The sequence below is a fragment of the Bacillus cereus group sp. BceL220 genome (genome assembly GCF_051776965.1).
Classification (GTDB): domain Bacteria; phylum Bacillota; class Bacilli; order Bacillales; family Bacillaceae_G; genus Bacillus_A; species Bacillus_A cereus.
Map to the genome: position 1 here is coordinate 18,548 of NZ_JBPWBC010000010.1, position 18,619 is coordinate 37,166.

Sequence of the window (18,619 nt, forward strand, 5' to 3'; positions counted from 1 at the left end):
TAATTTTTATAAAAAACCAATACCCTTATTCCAATCTTTTTTAACTTAAACTTCACATAATAAGACGGGATCAGTATACAACCTGATTGATTTTCCCCATAATTCCAACAGTTCATTCCAATCCTCCTCTACAAAATCTTCTCGGATTAGAAAACTTAACGGAATGTTTAAATTCAAAATACGTCCACAATTTAATTTAAATTTAGTTACACCTGCAGGTAGTAGTAAATTCGACTCTACTAATTGTTTGATTTGATACAACTCTAGCAAAGTATAGCTAAACACTATGCCGTCTGAAGGAATTAATTCGTCATTTGTTATTCTAGTAAACGGATATTTATTTGTATAAGCATTAACAATTTCTTTCCAAATTCTAATTTTTATTTCCATATCTTTTTCCATTTCTGGATTAATTGCTAGATCATACTTTATTCCATTAACAAACACTGTTGCAATTAAATTTTCACTTTCAATATTTTCACTTAAAAAAATATTAGAATTACTTTTTAATACCTCTAATACTCCCTCACTATCTGATATATGATGTGACCATGCTCCAATTGATAAATAATCTGCTTTAACGACCTGAACAACCATCCTTTTACAATTTAATTGCTTCAAAGATAACGTCCTATGTGCTCCATCAAGGATTAGATATTTATCTTCAGCTAATTGTAAAGCGATTGGGGGATTCTTTAAAACCTGTTCATTTTTAATCTTATGACTTAACTTTTTTAACCTTTCATGTTCATATTCTTCATGTAAATATATTTGCTCCGTTGGAATAACTTTTAAGTCATTTAGCATACCATTTCCTCCTGGAAACTATTATCATCATTTAAGATAAAGTTTTATATAAATCTATTAATTTTTTAAGAAGAATTTCTTTAATACTAAATGTATATTTTTTATTTTTTGAACATTTTAAAGCAACTGAGACAATATAATCAGGATCTAATAAAAAGGAATTATATAAAAAATCACCTCCTTTAATAATCCCGCTATTTTCTGATACAGAAATAGATACAGGATGTGTGTAAAACCCTGTTCCTTTGGCTTTTAACACAGCTTCCTTCCTTGTCCAAATTCTAAAAAACATCTCTTTCTTATCTGTAGACTTTATCTGATCTAATACTAATTTAATTTCTCTTTCACAAAAAACTACATCCATAACATCTAAATAATTTCTATTGGTCTTTTCAACATCTATCCCAATATATTTTTCTTTAGCAATTCCACAAACAATCATCTGGCTTGTATGTAATAAATTAAAATACATAGAATTTTGTTGTTTATTGAACTCCCAATTTACATATGGCTTTCCAAAACTATTTTTTTTCAACAAAATATCATTTACTAACAAATTTAATTTTTGTGCAAATAGAGACTTCACCAGCAACCTTCCAAGTAAGAACTCAAGTTTTTTATGCTCTACCAGAGAACTGTAAAATTCTACCTGTTATTCTACATCTAAAACATTCAAACACTAATTAAAATCTGATATTTTTATATTTTCAGGTATTTTCAAATATAAAACGGATACTCTTTCTTGCATTATTCTTCCTCACAATAATATTTCATTTATCATCCATATTTTTAAATAAATTCATTTATTTGTTTTCTAATAATTCCTTAGAAATTAAATATAGCAACTCTTTTTCAACTTCTTTTAAATAGAAATGATTTCCTGGTAACATCTGAACTTTAAATGCTTTACTAGTGTGTTTCTCCCACTGTTTTAGATGCTCTAAACGAACTCTACTATCCTCTGTTCCACCATACGCCACAATAGGACAATTTAATTTATTTCTTTCTTTATATACATACTTTTCACACACTTCAAAGTCCGCACGTATAGTAGGTATAATTAATTCCATTAACTCTTGATTACTTAATATTTCTTCAGATGTTCCTCCCATTTCTTTTAATTTCTCAATAAATATAGGTACAGATAAATCATGTATATTATTTGTTATTGGCGATAGATGCGGTGCCCTAAAACTCGAAATAATTAACTTTTCTGGAGATGTTGAAAAATTTTCTTTTAGATACCATGACATTTCATAACTTAATAATGCCCCCATACTATGTCCAAAAAATACATAAGGCTTATCTAATAAAGGAAGAATCTCTACTGCTAATTCACATATAATAGATTGGATATTATTGAATGGTTTCTCCATAATTCTATTTTCTCTACCTGGTAATTGAACAGCAATTACCTCAACCTGTTCCGGTAATTTAGTTGCCCATTTTTTAAAATTACTGGCACTTCCTCCTGCATAATGAAAACAAAATAATCTCATACTAGTTGGAAAAGAATTTACCTTATTATATTTTTTGAAATATAGCGATGGTGAATAAATATTATTCATATCAAACACACCTTTAAAAATTAATTTAAATTAGAACTAGAATTGTATAATTTTTTACTTATCTCTTCTAAGAATATATCAATATGATATGCAATATCTTCAGCATGCGCAGACTGCATCATACTATAATGAGTTGCGTTTAGTTCTATAACTTTTAATTCTTTTTGCACATATTTCCCCCAAAATAAGGTATCATCTTCTGCATGATTATTTTCTTTATGTGAATGATTTGCAGTAAAAAGCAATATATCTTGATCCAATTTTTCCGGTTGATAACTCCGATAAGCATTAAGATTTGTTTGAAATACCTGAATCATCTTTTCTAGATCTTCAACTTGTATATCTTGCTTAAACTTTGAATGATTTTTCAAATAACTTATTACATAGCGAATACGTTCATCTTGCATACTTAAATTTTTGTATCCTAATATTAATTCTTCGGATACTTCTAGGTTATATTGCTTCATTAAATCATTCATAAATACGGCTAAGTCATCCCATTCTGATGAATCATTATATATATCTGGTGCCCATGTATCTAGCAATATAATGGCTTCAACCTTTATTCCTTTCTCAACTAATTGTCTCGCCATTTCAAAAGCTACAACCCCACCAAAAGACCATCCACCAATAATATAAGGACCCTCTTCCTGAACATTCTGCATTTCCTTAATATAAAAATTAGCCATTTCTTTTATATTTGTTAATATTGTTTCTTCACTCTCTAATCCTAGCGACTGAAAAGCATAAAAAGGACGCTTAACCCCTAAATATTTAGCTAATTCAAAATAACTTATAATATGTCCACCAATAGGATGAACAAAGAAAATAGGTCTCTTATTCCCCTTTGGTTGAAGAGGTACTATTGAATTATTAACTTTATAAATTTTATTTCTATCTATTTGTTTCGCTAATGCAGCAATTGTTCCACTTTGAAAAATAACAGTTAACGGAATTTTCACATTAAAAGTCTTTTTAATTTTTGACATTAATTGAACAGCCAATAGAGAGTGCCCACCAATTCCGAAAAAATTGTCATATACAGAAATCCCAGAATAACCTAGTAGCTCTTCCCAGATTTCAACTAATTTTTTTTCAATATCTGTTTTGGGTTCGATATATTCTGTTCGTTTAATTAAGGACATATCTGGAGCAGGCAATGCCTCCTTGTCTACTTTTCCATTAATTGTTAAAGGTATTTTTTCTAACAACACAAAAGCACTCGGTACCATGTAATCCGGCAACTGCTCTGACATATAATTGCTAAGTTTCTCAACCTCATCAGCTGTAAGATCATCTCCAATAATGTACCCAACTAGTCTTTTGTCACCTGGAATGTCTTCTCGAACTAAAACAATACCCTCACGTATTTTAGAATATTGATTAAGTATAGTTTCAATCTCTCCTAATTCAATTCTAAATCCTCTCAATTTAACTTGTTGATCTATGCGGTCAATATACTCAAGATTTCCATTTGGTAAATAACGTACTATATCTCCAGTTTTATACAATTCCTGTTCCTCATTACTATCGAATGGAGAATTAATAAATCTTTCCGCAGTTAATTCCGGGCGTTTATAATACCCTTTTGCTAATCCCACTCCTCCAATATACAGTTCTCCATGAACACCAATAGGTACGGGTTGTAAAGAGGTATCTAATACATACATTTCAGTATTAAAAATAGGCTTTCCTATAGGTATGGATTTACTATAATTCTCTCCTGGTTTTACTATATAATTAGTACATCCAACTACTGCTTCAGTCGGTCCATATTCATTTATTATGACTGTATTTGGAGCATGCTTTACCCAAAAATCAACATGTTTTGCGAGTAGAGGCTCCCCTCCTACTACAAAAGTATCTGTACAAAAAGCAGCATCTTCTTCAGAAACTTGATGAGATAATAACTCTAAATGAGCTGGTGTTAGCTTTATAACACTATATTTTCTTTTCCGAACCCATCTTCCTAATTCTTCTAAATCTAATCCCTCAGGAAATAAAACTACTGTTTCTCCTATACATAATGGAGAAAGCATCCCTGTAATTGTTAAGTCAAAAGATATTGATGACAGAACTAATGAACCTTGTCCACCATTCCCTTTATAATAATTTTGAGTGCACCAATTTAAATAATTTGTTAATCCTCGATGTGGGACCATGACTCCTTTTGGTTTTCCAGTAGATCCTGAAGTATAAATTACATAAGCTAGATTATGCACTTGAACTTCCCCTATTAAATCCGAAGTCCTCATTTTTTCAATTTCATTCCAATCCGTATCTAAACAAATAACCTTCACTTTATCTTTATGAATTCTATTAGATAAGCCCTGATGGGAAAGAACAATTGGTACCATAGAGTCTTCTAACATATAATGAATTCTTGCTGATGGAGCATTTGGATCAATTGGTACATATGCTCCACCTGCCTTTAAAACCCCAAAAATTCCTATAATTAGATCTAAAGAACGTTCCATGGAAATACCTACCATAACTTCTGGACCTACCCCTTGACCTTTTAAATAATGAGCTAACTGATTAGATTTTTTATTTAATTCATCATAAGTTAATGAAGCATCCCCATATTGTACTGCTATATTGTTCGGTACTTTTTTGACCTGTTCTTCAAATAGTTCAGGTAGAGTAGTATCTATCTGTAAATTATTTATTACATTATGTTTTCTTTTAATTATTTGATTCAATTCTTCTTTGTTTATTAATGATAATTGGTTTAATTTTATGTTGGGATTTTCAATTACCTGTTCTAATATAGACAGATAATGTTTAGAAATACGTTGAATGGTACTTTTTCTAAATAAACTAGTGTTGTAGTTAAAAGTTCCAGATACCTTATCTTCCTCCTCAATCATAGATAAGGTCAAATCAAACTTTGCAACATTAATATTTAATTTCTCAGGCCTAACTTTTACACCTGACATTTCAATTATATTTTGTGTTTGTTTCTCTAAAGCAAAAACAGTTTGAAAAAGTACAGAGCTATTACTCTGACGTTCTGGTACAATTTCTGCAACAATATTTTCAAATGGAATATCTTGATTCGAATATGCTCCTAGGCATGTTTGTTTTACTTCTTGTAATAGTTCCCTAAAACACATATCTTTTCTCACTCTAGTACGCAATGCTAACGTATTTACAAAAAAACCTATTAATGGTTCAATTTCTAAATGATTTCGATTTGCAATTGGTGTACCCACAATAATATCTTCTTGTTTACTATATTTATATAACAAAATATTATACGCCGCTAATAACAGCATATACAATGTACCACCCTCCTGTTGGGATAAGGTTCTTAATTTCTCTACTAATCCTTTAGGAATTGTGATATATTCTTCGTCTCCATTATATGTTGCTTTATTAGGTCTTGAAAAATCTCTTGGTAAATCAAGCACAGGTAGATTGTCACTCAATTGTTTTTTCCAATAATTCAATTGTTCTTGTTGCTTGGAACCTTTTAACCATCCCTTTTGCCAAATAGAAAAATCAGCATATTGCATTGTTAATGGTAATAAAGGAGAATTGTCTCCTTTTATAAATGCATTATAAACTTTCGAAATTTCTTGGATTAAAATTCCAACAGACCATCCATCTCCAACAATATGATGCATATTTAGCAACATCCAATATTCTTTTCCTTCTACTTGCCAAATATTTGCACGTACAAGGGGACCTATCTCAAGATTAAAAGGTTTTTTTGCAAACTTTTTTATCTGTTCATCAGACATTTTTTGTCTTTCCTCTTTAGAATACGCCCGTAGATCAACATATTTAACTTTTATTGATAAATTCGGATTTACAATTTGGATTGGCTGCTCGTCCATTAATAAAAAAGTAGTGCGTAAAATTTCATGTCTTTGTATAATTTCATTTAAACTTTTTTCAAAAATATCAATATCAAAGTCTCCTACTATATTCAGAAGAAACGGCATATTATACGTTGAAGAACCGGGTTCTAATTGATCAAAAAACCAAAGTCTTTGCTGAGCAAATGATAGAACAGGAAGGTCACTTTCCCTCCTCTTTTTCATAATATTTTTAGGACTATTCCGTTTTAATCGATCCATTAAAAATTTTTTCTTCTCTGGGGATAATGATTCTAATTTTGCAAGTAGATCTTCCTCTCTTTCCATAAACGCACCTCCATTATTAAAAAGTATATTTCGTAATATAAAACTCTTCTGAAATTAATAAATTATCTACTCTTGATGATTTATTAATATTGATAATACTTTATCTGACATCATTTCATCTGTATCCTCTAAATCTTTTAGTAAATCTATCAACTCTTTATCTTGCTCCAGCTCTAGTTCTTGTTTCACAATCAAAACAAATTCCTCTAAGGTAGTAACTTCAAATATTATCTTTAATGGTAATTCTATTTTCAATTTGTTTCTTACTAGCGAAATAAATTTTGTTGCTAGTAAAGATTCCCCACCACTTTTAAAGAAATTATCTTTCATGCTAACCTTCTTATATCCCAATACTTCGCCCCAAATCATTGCAATTTCTTTCTCCAAATCAGTTATTGGTTCTACAAATTTCTGGTCATCCCCACTAAATATTGGTTTTGGTAATCGTCTTCTATCAATTTTCCCATTTGGAGTTAATGGAAGTTTTTCTAATACTACAAACTTTGCTGGTATCATATAATCTGGTACATGTTTTTTCATATATTCATAAAGAAAATCCCATTGCATCATGTGTTTATATTTTGGTACAACATATGCTATTAATTTTTTATTCTCATTTTCCTCATAAACATTAACAACTACACTTGAAATTGCATCGTGATTACTTAAAATACTTTCAATTTCTCCTAATTCAATTCTAAATCCTCTCAATTTAACTTGTTGATCTATGCGTTCAATATACTCAAGATTTCCATTTGGTAAATAACGCACTATATCTCCAGTTTTATACAATTTTTGTTCCTCATTACTATTGAATGGAGAAGTAATAAATCTTTCCGCAGTTAATTCTGGTCGTTTATAATACCCTTTTGCTAATCCCTCTCCTCCAATATATAGTTCTCCATGAACACCAATAGGTACAGGTTGTAAAGAGGTATCTAATACATACATTTCAGTATTAAAAATAGGCTTTCCTATAGGTATGGATTTACTATAATTCTCTCCTGGTTTTACTATATAATTAGTACATCCAACTACTGCTTCAGTCGGTCCATATTCATTTATTATGACTGTATTTGGAGCATGCTTTACCCAAAAATCAACATGTTTTGCGAGTAGAGGCTCTCCTCCTACTACAAAAGTATCTGTACAAAAAGCAGCATCTTCTTCAGAAACTTGATGAGATAATAACTCTAAATGGGCTGGTGTTAGCTTTATAACACTATATTTTCTTTTCCGAACCCATCTTCCTAATTCTTCTAAATCTAATCCCTCAGGAAATAAAACTACTGTTTCTCCTATACATAATGGAGAAAGCATTCCCGTAATTGTTAAGTCAAAAGATATTGATGACAGAACTAATGAACCTTGTCCACCATTCCCTTTATAATAATTTTGAGTGCACCAATTTAAATAATTTGTTAATCCTCGATGTGGAACCATGACTCCTTTTGGCTTTCCGGTAGAACCAGAAGTATAAATCATATATGCTAAATCATCTAAATCTACAAAATGGTCAAGATTTATAGTATCTTCCTCACTAAACTCTTGATTTCCATCCATTTGCACTACATTATCAACTCTAAATTCATTAAACTTAGACATAAAACTTTTCTGAGTAAGTAATATATCAAGTTGAGATTCTTCTAATATGTAAGACAGCCTTTCCATTGGATAAGAAGGGTCTAACGGGATATAAGCTCCCCCAGCTTTAAGTATTCCCAATATTGAAATCATTAACTCCGAACAACGCTCTAAGCAAATTCCAACATATCTTCCCGAACTGACTCCATTTCTCCGCAAGTAATGCGCAACTTGATTTGCTCTATTATTTAATTCACGATAAGTTAATGATTCATTTTCACAGATTAAAGCTATAGCATCAGGGGTTTTTGTTACTTGTAATTCAAATTTTTCTTGTATACACATACTACTTAAGTTTTCTTTATTGTTATTCCACCCATTTAAAATTTTTCTTTTTTCTTCATCATCTAATAATGAAATTTCACTTAATTGAACATTCGGATTTTCTATAATAACTTTTAATATAGTTACAAAATGTTTTGCCATCTGTTGTATACTGCTTTTCATAAATAAATCTGTACTATAGTTAAACGTGCAAATAAGTTCATCATCATGTTCATTAATTATTAAACTTAAATGGAATTTTGCTGTATCGGTTTCGAATCTTTCAAAATCCATATTTACATTTGCAAGATTGAGAGATTTTTTAATATTCTGTTCTAGTGAAAACATCGTTTGAAACAAAACTGAATTATTTGCTGTTCGTTCTGAATTTAATTCACCCACAATCGCTTCAAAAGGTATATCTTGATTTGAATATGCTCCTAAGCATATTTCTTTTACTTTATTAATCAGTTCACGAAAAGCTACATCTCTTTTTGAATTAATACGTAAAGCTAATGTATTTACAAAAAATCCAATGAGAGGCTCTATCTCTCTATGATTCCTATTTGCAATTGGTGATCCTATGATAATATCTTCCTGATTGGTATACTTTAGAAGAAGGGTATAATATGCTGCAAGCAAAGTCATATATAATGTACAACCTTCACTTTTACCTAATTCTTTTAATCTCTGCACAGTTTCATATGAAATTTTAACAAGTTCATTACTACCCTTGTATGATAATTTACTTGGTCTGGAAAAATCAGTGGGTAAATCTAGTACTGGTAAGACATCTTTAAATTGTTTCTTCCAATAGTCTAATTGTGTTTGAAATTTAGAACCTGTTAACCAATTCTTTTGCCAAATTGAGAAATCTGCATATTGTATCTTCAAAGGTGATAAATTAGCACCATCCGCTTTCAAAAAATTATTATATAAAATAGATAGTTCCTCAATTAATATAGCCATTGACCAACCATCCCCAATAATATGATGCATATTTACTAAAACCAAAAATTCATCGTCTGTTATCTGCCAAATACTTGTATGTAGTAACGGACCCATTTCCAAATTAAAAGGTTCGATTGCTTTCCTTTTCATTTGTGACGAACAAATATCTTCAGCAGTGTCCTTGGAATAGGAACACAAATTATGAACTTCAAAATCTATTTCCATAAATGGATGTATTTTTTGACGTAAATTTCCATCTAACGATAAAAATGTAGTACGAAGAATTTCATGCCTGCATATAATTTCATTTAAACAACGTTTAAAGACACTAATATTAAATTCTCCCTTTATTTTCACTAAAAACGGCATATTGTATATAGAAGACCCAGGCTCTAATTGTTCAAGAAACCACATTCTTTGTTGTGCAAATGATAAAATTGTAGGTTCATTAGTTTTTCGAGAAGGAATTATACTTGATTCATTTTTATTCAATTGTTTCTCTAAAAATATTCTTTGTTCAGGAGATAATTTAGCTAACCTAGCCATAAGCTTTTCTTTACTCATTTTTTCTGATCCTCCTAATATCATAAATTGGTGGTGGGAATAGACTTTTAATATTCCCACCTACCTCATTATTTACAACTTATTATTGACCATCTTTTAAAATTAAATTTATTTCCTCTTCAGATAGTCCTTGAAGATCACTAATTAAATCTTGAATTTCCTGATTCTGTTTTAAATCTAATTCAGATTTAACAGCTAAAACTAATCCTTCTACAGTTGTTACCTCAAAAAGAGTACGTAACGACATATCTATTTGAAATTCTTTTCTAATTAAAGAAATCAATCTTGTTGCAATTAAAGATTCTCCCCCATTTTCAAAAAAGTCATCTCTCATACTAACCGATTGATATCCAAGTACATTTCCCCAAATCTTTGCAATTTTTTTCTCTAAATCTGTTTTAGGTTCAACAAAATTATCCTCATTAAGATTAAACATAGGATCAGGTAGATTTTTTCTATCTAACTTTCCAGTTGAAGTAATTGGGAATTCATCTAAAAAGACAAAGAAAGAAGGAATCATATGAGCTGGAACTAGTTCCTTCATATAATTACGTAATTCTTTTGTTGTTAAATTTGAATTCTTTTCAAGTGTTAAATAAGCTATTAATCTTTTATTCCCTGAAGAATCCGTATGCGCTAAAGCAACGACTTGTATAATATCTGGGTGTTTACTTAATATTGCCTCTACTTCGCCTAGCTCAATTCGGAAACCACGAATTTTCACTTGATAATCTATGCGCCCTAAAAATTCAACTGCACCATCATTACGTAAACGAACTAAATCTCCAGTCTTATATAGACGTTCATTTTTATCATTAGTAAACGGGTTTTTCCTAAAAGATTTTTCAGTTTTTTCTTTATCATTAAGATAACCACGTCCTACACAAACACCACCATAACATAATTCCCCAGGTACCCCTATAGGTACTGGATTCATAAATTGATCTAAAATATATACCGTACAATTCGGAATTACCTTTCCTATTGATATAAAGTTTTCTTCTAAAGCTGGCGGCTCTAAAATATAATGATGATTAACATCATCTGAACTCTCCGTTGCTCCACAAGCATTAATCATCGGAATATCTGGATAATACTTAAACCATTGACGGCAAAGTTCAGGTGGTAAAGTTTCCCCATTTAACACTACCCATCGTAAGGAACTAAAGCTCGGTCTTTTTTCTTCATTTAAAGAAATTCTTTCTAAGGTTGATTGAAGTACCGTAGGTACAGTTTCAAATACTGTTAAATTTGCTTTTTCCATTTCATTCAGTTGCACTTCTGGATCAAGTTCAGCTTCATCAGGTAATATATATGTCTGTCCGCCAACTAATAATGCGGATAGTAATTGCCAAACTGATACATCAAAACATTGAGTAGCATTTTGTGCTACTATATCTGATTCTTTAATATCAATTACATCTATTTTTGCAAATAAATGATTAATCATACCTTTATGCTCCACCATTACACCTTTAGGAACTCCTGTAGAACCTGAGGTATAAATGATATATGCTAAATCATTTAAAGTTACTTCATTATGTTGATATAATATATTTTGACTTTCAATTTGCTCCCTACTACTATCTAAGGAAACTATTTTTAATTTATCTTTTGGTATTCTATCAGTAAATTTTTCATATGTTAGTAATACATCCATACCTGAATGTTCAATCAAATACTCAATACGACTTTCAGGATATTTAGGGTCTAGAGGTATATAAACTGCACCAGCTTTAAAAATACCAATCACTGTTATAGCCCAATCTATATTTCTTTCTCCAAAGTAACCAACAAACATACCTGGTTTAACATCAATGGACTTCAAATAATTAGCCAAGCAATTAGAACGTTTTTGAAGCTCTTGATAAGTAATTACCTGATTTTGAAATACTATTGCTTTATTATCTGGTGTTTTCTTCACTTGCTTATCAAAAAGGATATGGAAGCACTCATCAACGCTAAAGTCTACCTCATCATCATTTTTTAAAGTTACTTGGTCGATTTCTTCATTTGATAATAAACAATTTTCATGATGATTAACTGAGGAGCCTTGAGCTATTAATTCTAAAGTTTTTACATAATAACCTGATATATAATTAATTTGTTCCTCATTTATATCTTCTGGATAATAGTCTAATACACACATCAACTGAGATGTTTGAGGATCAATAGAAAATTGTACTGTAAGTGGTACATAAGCTGATTCACGATGCTCTCCATTCAATATTTCAATACCAGCTTTTTTTCCAATATCTTGATAAGCATGGAAATGAGTATAGTTAAAAATAGTTTCAAACATACGTTTTCCGCCACTATACTTTCTTTGTAAATCTACTAATGGATAGCGACGGTATGGATGAGCTTCCCTCTCTGCGTCAAAAGTTTTACAAACCAACTCTTCCCAAGAACAGTTACCAATATCTAAACGAAACGGCATCGTATTTATCATCGAACCAAGTACTTTTTCTGCATCTGGTTCCTCTGGCCTTCCACCGGCTACTACCCCTGTAACAACATCAGTTTGACCAGTAAGTAAGCTAACCACTTTTAAATGTGCTGCTAATACTACATCTTTAAGAGGTACCGATACTTTTCTAGAAAGGCGTATTAGTCCTTCAGAAACTTGCTGCGAAATTGGAAGCATCAACCTATTGTTTTCAGTTACTTTCGAAGCAGACGTTTTTAACCAACGTGGTACCTGCATAGTCGATACATCCTGTAGTTTGCTCTCCCAGAATTCATTGGCTTCTTTCGATTCTTTTGTCTGTTGTTCTAATTGTACATAGCGATTGAATTTAGCATTTAATTTTTTAGATTCTAATGTATTAGGGTTTTCTGTCAAATCCCTATAATTGGTTAACAGTTCTGTAACCGTCGATGCAACACTCCAACCATCCAGTATAGGCTCACACATTGTAAATTGGAAAATTTCATCAGATAATAAGTGAACATGAAAACGGAATAATCCTGGTTTAGACCAATCAAATTTTGTGTGTTCCTCCTTACTCACAAAATCTTTTAAATACTTTTCTTGTTCTTCTCCATTCATATGACGAAGGTCTTGGACATTTAATTTTAATTCTGTATTCTCATGAACTAATTGTAGTGGTTTACTATAACTAGAAATATCAAATGAAGTTCTAAAAATTTCATGTCTTTTTACTAATCGATTAATTGCTTCGTTAAAAATCTCTTCATTAAAATCAGCACGTAAACGATACGTTTCTAGATAAGATCTATACACTTCATTAACTTCACTGTGATAATAAATTGTCATTTGTATTGCTGGGATAGGATATGCATCCTCAATTCCATTAGGAATTATCCTTCTATCTTCTTCTGAGATTAACGAAAACGGTGGGACTGTTACGTCCTTATCTTCTATGCTGTTCTGCATATCTACTACTTTAGATAAATCTCTAATTGTTTGATATTTAAAAATTTGTTCTAAAGAAATATTTAGCCCTCTTTCTTTTGCAAGCGAACATATTTTAATACTTCTAATAGAGTCACCACCAATTAAAAAGAAATTATCATCTATTCCTATCTCTTGTATCCCCAATACTTCTTCCCAAGTATCAGCTAAAATTTTCTCTATTTGTGTTTCAGGTTCAATATATTTCGCTCTTTCAACCGCAAACATGTCTGGAGCAGGTAATACCTTTTTATCTACTTTTCCGTTAATTGTTAATGGGAATTTATCCAATAATACAAAAGCACTTGGTACCATATACTCTGGTAGCTGTCCTGACATATAATTTCTTAGCTCGCCAATTGCAGTAGGCATCAAATTATCTCCAACAATGTAAGCTATTAGTTTTTTATCACCAGGAACATCTTCACGAACTAACACTATACCTTCACGAACTTTCGAGTATTGATTCAGAATAGCCTCAATCTCACCTAGTTCAATCCTAAATCCACGAATTTTTACTTGATCATCAATACGCCCTAAGTACTCAATATCTCCATTTGGTAAATAACGTGCTAAATCACCTGATTTGTATACTAGCCCTGCTTGCTCTAAAGATGGTATTTTCACAAAACGTTCTTCAGTTAACTCTTGTTTATTTAAATATCCTCTTGCAACTCCTGCTCCACCTATATACATTTCTCCAATTACTCCAATAGGTACATGCTGCAAATCTTGATTTAATATATATACCTGAAGATCGGGAATCGCTGTACCAATTACACTTGCTTGACTATCTAAATCAGCCTTTGATAAAGCTCGATATGTGACATGAACTGTTGTCTCTGTGATTCCATACATATTTATTAATTGAGGTTTTGCATCTCCATGTCTCTCAAACCATCCACCTAGACTCTGAATTTCTAATGCTTCTCCACCAAATATTACATATCGTAAATTTAATTCATGTGGCATATTTACTTTTTCATCTACGTGTATTAATTGACGAAATGCTGATGGTGTCTGATTTAAAACTGTTACTTTTTCTTTAATTAACAATTCATAAAATTGCTCTGGATCACGACTCACATAATATGGAACAACGATGAGTTTTCCTCCATATAATAAAGCTCCCCAAATTTCCCATACAGAAAAATCAAATGCATATGAATGGAACATCGTCCATATGTCCTTTTCATTAAAATTAAAATGGTTATCCGCTGCTTTAAACAATCGGACTACGTTCTTATGCGGTATTAAAACACCTTTAGGGTTACCAGTAGAGCCAGATGTATAAATAACATAAGCTAAGTTATCTTCTGTAATGTCTGAAATTAGATTGGTATCTTCCATCTCTCTAATCTCTTGCCAATTTGTATCCAAACAAACAATTTTTGTTAGGTCATTTTGTACATTATTAACTAAATTTTTTTGTGTAAGAACAATTGGCACATTTGAGTCTTCTAACATATACTGGATTCTTCCAGCAGGTGCATGTGGATCAAGTGGAATATATGCTCCGCCTGCTTTTAAAACACCTAGAATACCCACAATTAAATCTATGGAACGTTCCATGGCGATACCAACCATTACTTCAGGACCTACTCCCAAATTTGTTAAATATCTTGCTAATTGATTGGCACGTTTATTTAACTCTTCATAAGTTAAACTTTGATTCATATATCTCACAGCAACAGCATTACCATGTAAGTTAACTTGCTTCTCGAACAGTTGCGGTATTGATAAATGTGTAGAATACTCTACTCTTTTTTTACTCCAATCATTTAACTGTAGTAGCTCTTTCTCAGTTAAAATAGGTATTAAATTTATAGAATTATCTGAGTTTTTTATTATACTGTCTATTAATATTTCAAAATGATTTAACATACGTTTTACTGTGAACTCTTTAAACAACTCTGTATTATACTGGAAATTAAAAATTAATCCCTCATCAGATTCTGCAACTGTTGTAGTAATATCAAATAACGATGAATTATCCTCAAGTGGAAATAGGCTTAAACTAGCGTTATCGAAATCAATCTTTGTAGTTTCACACCCTACAGTGAAAGGGGCGAGAGTTTTATTATAAACACCCACATTTTGCATTACGAAAGCAGTTTGAAAAACCGGTGGTCTGCTTGAATCTCTATCAATTTTTAAATTTTTTATTAATGATTCAAAAGGATAATCCTGATTACGATAAGCTCCAATTACTTTATGATTTGTTCGCTCAATCATTTCATTAAATGTTGGATTCCCTGATAGGTTTAATCGTATTGGAACAGCATTAGTTAAATATCCTACTAAATTAGCAAACTCTTTCTTCACTCGCCCTGCCATATAAGAACCAATGATAATATCATCTTGATTTGTATAACGATACATTAAAACACCATATGCTGAAAGTAACGTATTATATAATGTTACTCCTCTATTTTTAGAAATCTCTTTTAGCTTGTTGTGTATGGATTTATTTAAACGTAACCTTAAGTTTGCTCCTCTATTCGATTGTACTGGTGGACGTTTATAATCAATTGGTAAGTTTAAAATTGGTAACTCACCCGATAGTTCCTCTTCCCAATATTCCAATTTACTTGCACCTTCTGAACTATTAAGCATTGCATTCTGCCAATTTACATATGAGCTATAATCATAATCATTGGTTCTTAATGTACTTACATCCCCTACTATTATTCTTGTATATAATGTCTTCAACTCATTAAATAAAACATCGATTGACCAATAATCAATTACGATATGATGGAAAGACCACAACATTACATATTGGGATTCATTACGTTTAAGAACATATACACGCATAGTATCACCTTGTTCTAAAGTGAAATTACGACTAGATTCAACATTCAAAAACTCATTCAACTTTTCGGTTTTCCAATTACTTACATCCATTAATTGAAAAGATACATCCTTTTGCTTTGCTATATTTTGAATTAATTCACCCTCATATTCATAAAAAGATGACCTTAATATACAATGCCTATTAACTAATTCTTGAAAACTCTTCTGTAGGGATGTTATATCTATCTTTCCTTCAATATTAAAAGCACGTGATACATTATAAGCAGAGCTATTTGGAGCTAATTTATATAAAAACCATAATCCTTGTTGTCCACGAGACATCGGTATTTCTCCACTTTTTATCTGATCAATTTCTAGTTTAGTAGTCAAATATTTTTCTCTATACAATTGATTATTCATCTCTTGTGCTATTTGTAATATACTCGGACCTTCTAATAAAAAAGTTGGTTCTAGTACAATTTCTAAATCTGTCTCTATATGACTCTGTAATTGTATTGCTGTTATTGAATCTAAACCTAAACTATTTAGTGACTGATTTACACTAATATTAGTAACAGGTATCTTTAAAGATACACCTACTTTCTGAAGTAAGTATTTTTCTAATTTAATTTGCCTTTCTTCTTGAGTTAACTTTACTAGCTCTTGTCTATTAAAAAGAATTTCTTCAATTTCAAATTCTATATCTAACCCACTTGTTTTTTGTACAACATCTTCCCCAATTAATTTAAGTTCTTCGTTTAAATATCCGTTACGACAAGCGTGTCTTTGGATCTTTCCACTAGATGTTTTAGGTATACTTCCAAACTGTAGAAGCAATACTGAATGTACTTGTATTCCGTGCTCCGCAGTTACTGCTTGTCTAATTGCACTAGCAACCTCTTGAACATTAACATTACGGTATTGGCGACTAATTTCTTGTGCCACAATTAACCGTTCTTCACCTTCTTCTATAACAGAAAACGCAGCGGTTGCATTTTTCCTTAAACTTTCATGACTGTTCTCTACTATTAATTCGATATCTTGTGGGTAATAATTTCTGCCTCGAATAATAATTAAATCTTTTATACGCCCTGTAATATATAACTCTCCATCATATAAAAAACCTAAATCCCCAGAACGTAAGAATGGTCCTTTTTTATTAGGCAGAAAAGCTTGGAATGTATCAATTGTTTGTTCTTCTCGACCCCAATAACCTGTTGCTGCACTTTCGCCTTTAATCCAAATTTCACCGATTTCATTACTAGAACATTCTTGACCAGTATCTGGATTAACAATACAAATCTCTTGTTCTTCTGCTATAATCCCACTGCTTACAAGATTACGTACCTTCCCATCTTTACTTAAAATGGAAACTACATTCTTTTTCATATCATCAATTGAAAAAGAATGTATTACAGGCTGGCTTTTACTTTTTGCACCAGAAACCAATAATGTATTTTCAGCTAACCCATAGCAAGGATAAAAGGCTTCTTTTCGAAAACCAGATACACTAAATACTTTTGAAAACTCTTCAATAACTTCAGCACGAACAGGTTCTGCACCGTTAAATGCTAGTCTCCAATTACTTAAATCCAACTCAGCTCTTTGCTCCGGTGTTGTCTTTTCAATTAAGAGTTCAAAAGCAAAGTTTGGCCCTCCACTTACAGTAGCTTTATACTTCGATATTGCTTCTAACCAGCGTATTGGTCGCTGCATAAAATCAATTGGTGACATAAATATTACTGGAAACCCTACAGCTAATGGCTGAAGCAATCCTCCAATTAATCCCATATCATGATATGGAGGCAACCATATTACCCCAATATCGTCTTCAGTGGTCTTAAATGACTGCTGAATTAATTTTGAATTGTGCAGTATATTGCCGTGAGTTACCATTACACCTTTTGGTGTAGATGTAGAACCCGATGTATATTGTAGAAACGCAATTGTATTTCTATCTACCTCTGGAAATACCCAATATTCCTCGCAACCTACAGGAACTTCATCTGTATTCAAATACTCTATTGCACAATTATTAAAGTACTCAGATTTTCTCATACGCGCACTAACTTTTGTCTGTGTCAATATATATTTTGCCTCTGCATCTTCTAAAATTACTTTCAAACGTGGCATTAACCTATTTGAAGATGGAGGATATGCTGGTACTGCAATAGCGCCTGCATATAAACATCCAAAAAAGGCAGCTAGATAGTCGATTCCAGGTGGATATAGTAATAAGACTCTTTCATTTTTGGCTCCTCTATCTTGTAACCATGCTCCTATAGCTCTTGCTTTCAAATCTAATTCGCCATAAGTTAATGAGATTTTATCCTCTTCACCATCTCTTAAAAATTGAAATGCTGTTACATCACCTTGTTCTTTAGCACGATATTGCAATAATTCTACAAGTGATGTCATTTCTAAAAGTAATGTATTTTGAAACAATTCCACAATTA

General features: G+C 31.4%; 6 protein-coding genes. All 6 read right to left on the reverse strand.

Annotation, left to right across the window (positions count from 1 at the left end; translation table 11 throughout):
- Nucleotides 1-45: 45 nt before the first annotated feature.
- Entirely contained in the window at nucleotides 46-807 is a 762-nt protein-coding gene (locus ACS2FK_RS22110) for a ParB N-terminal domain-containing protein (protein WP_000930877.1), read from the reverse strand.
- 31 nt (nucleotides 808-838) lie between these two features.
- Complete coding sequence (locus ACS2FK_RS22115; protein ID WP_230387363.1) at nucleotides 839-1,393, reverse strand: 4'-phosphopantetheinyl transferase family protein; 555 nt, start codon at nucleotides 1,391-1,393, stop codon at nucleotides 839-841.
- A 217-nt stretch (nucleotides 1,394-1,610) separates the two neighbouring features.
- Nucleotides 1,611-2,375 (reverse strand): thioesterase II family protein, encoded by a 765-nt coding sequence (locus ACS2FK_RS22120; protein ID WP_063549471.1) that lies wholly within the window; start codon nucleotides 2,373-2,375, stop codon nucleotides 1,611-1,613.
- Nucleotides 2,376-2,395: 20 nt separating this feature from the next.
- Nucleotides 2,396-6,526 carry a non-ribosomal peptide synthetase gene (locus ACS2FK_RS22125; RefSeq protein ID WP_063549473.1) on the reverse strand — a complete coding sequence of 1,377 codons (4,131 nt, stop codon included), beginning with the start codon at nucleotides 6,524-6,526 and terminating at the stop codon, nucleotides 2,396-2,398.
- A gap of 66 nt (nucleotides 6,527-6,592) precedes the next feature.
- Nucleotides 6,593-9,949, reverse strand: a complete 3,357-nt coding sequence (locus ACS2FK_RS22130) for a non-ribosomal peptide synthetase (RefSeq protein WP_063549475.1) — start codon at nucleotides 9,947-9,949, stop codon at nucleotides 6,593-6,595.
- Between the two features lie 82 nt (nucleotides 9,950-10,031).
- On the reverse strand, nucleotides 10,032-18,614 hold the full coding sequence (locus ACS2FK_RS22135; RefSeq protein WP_230387362.1) for a non-ribosomal peptide synthetase: 8,583 nt from the start codon (nucleotides 18,612-18,614) through the stop codon (nucleotides 10,032-10,034).
- Nucleotides 18,615-18,619 lie beyond the last annotated feature (5 nt).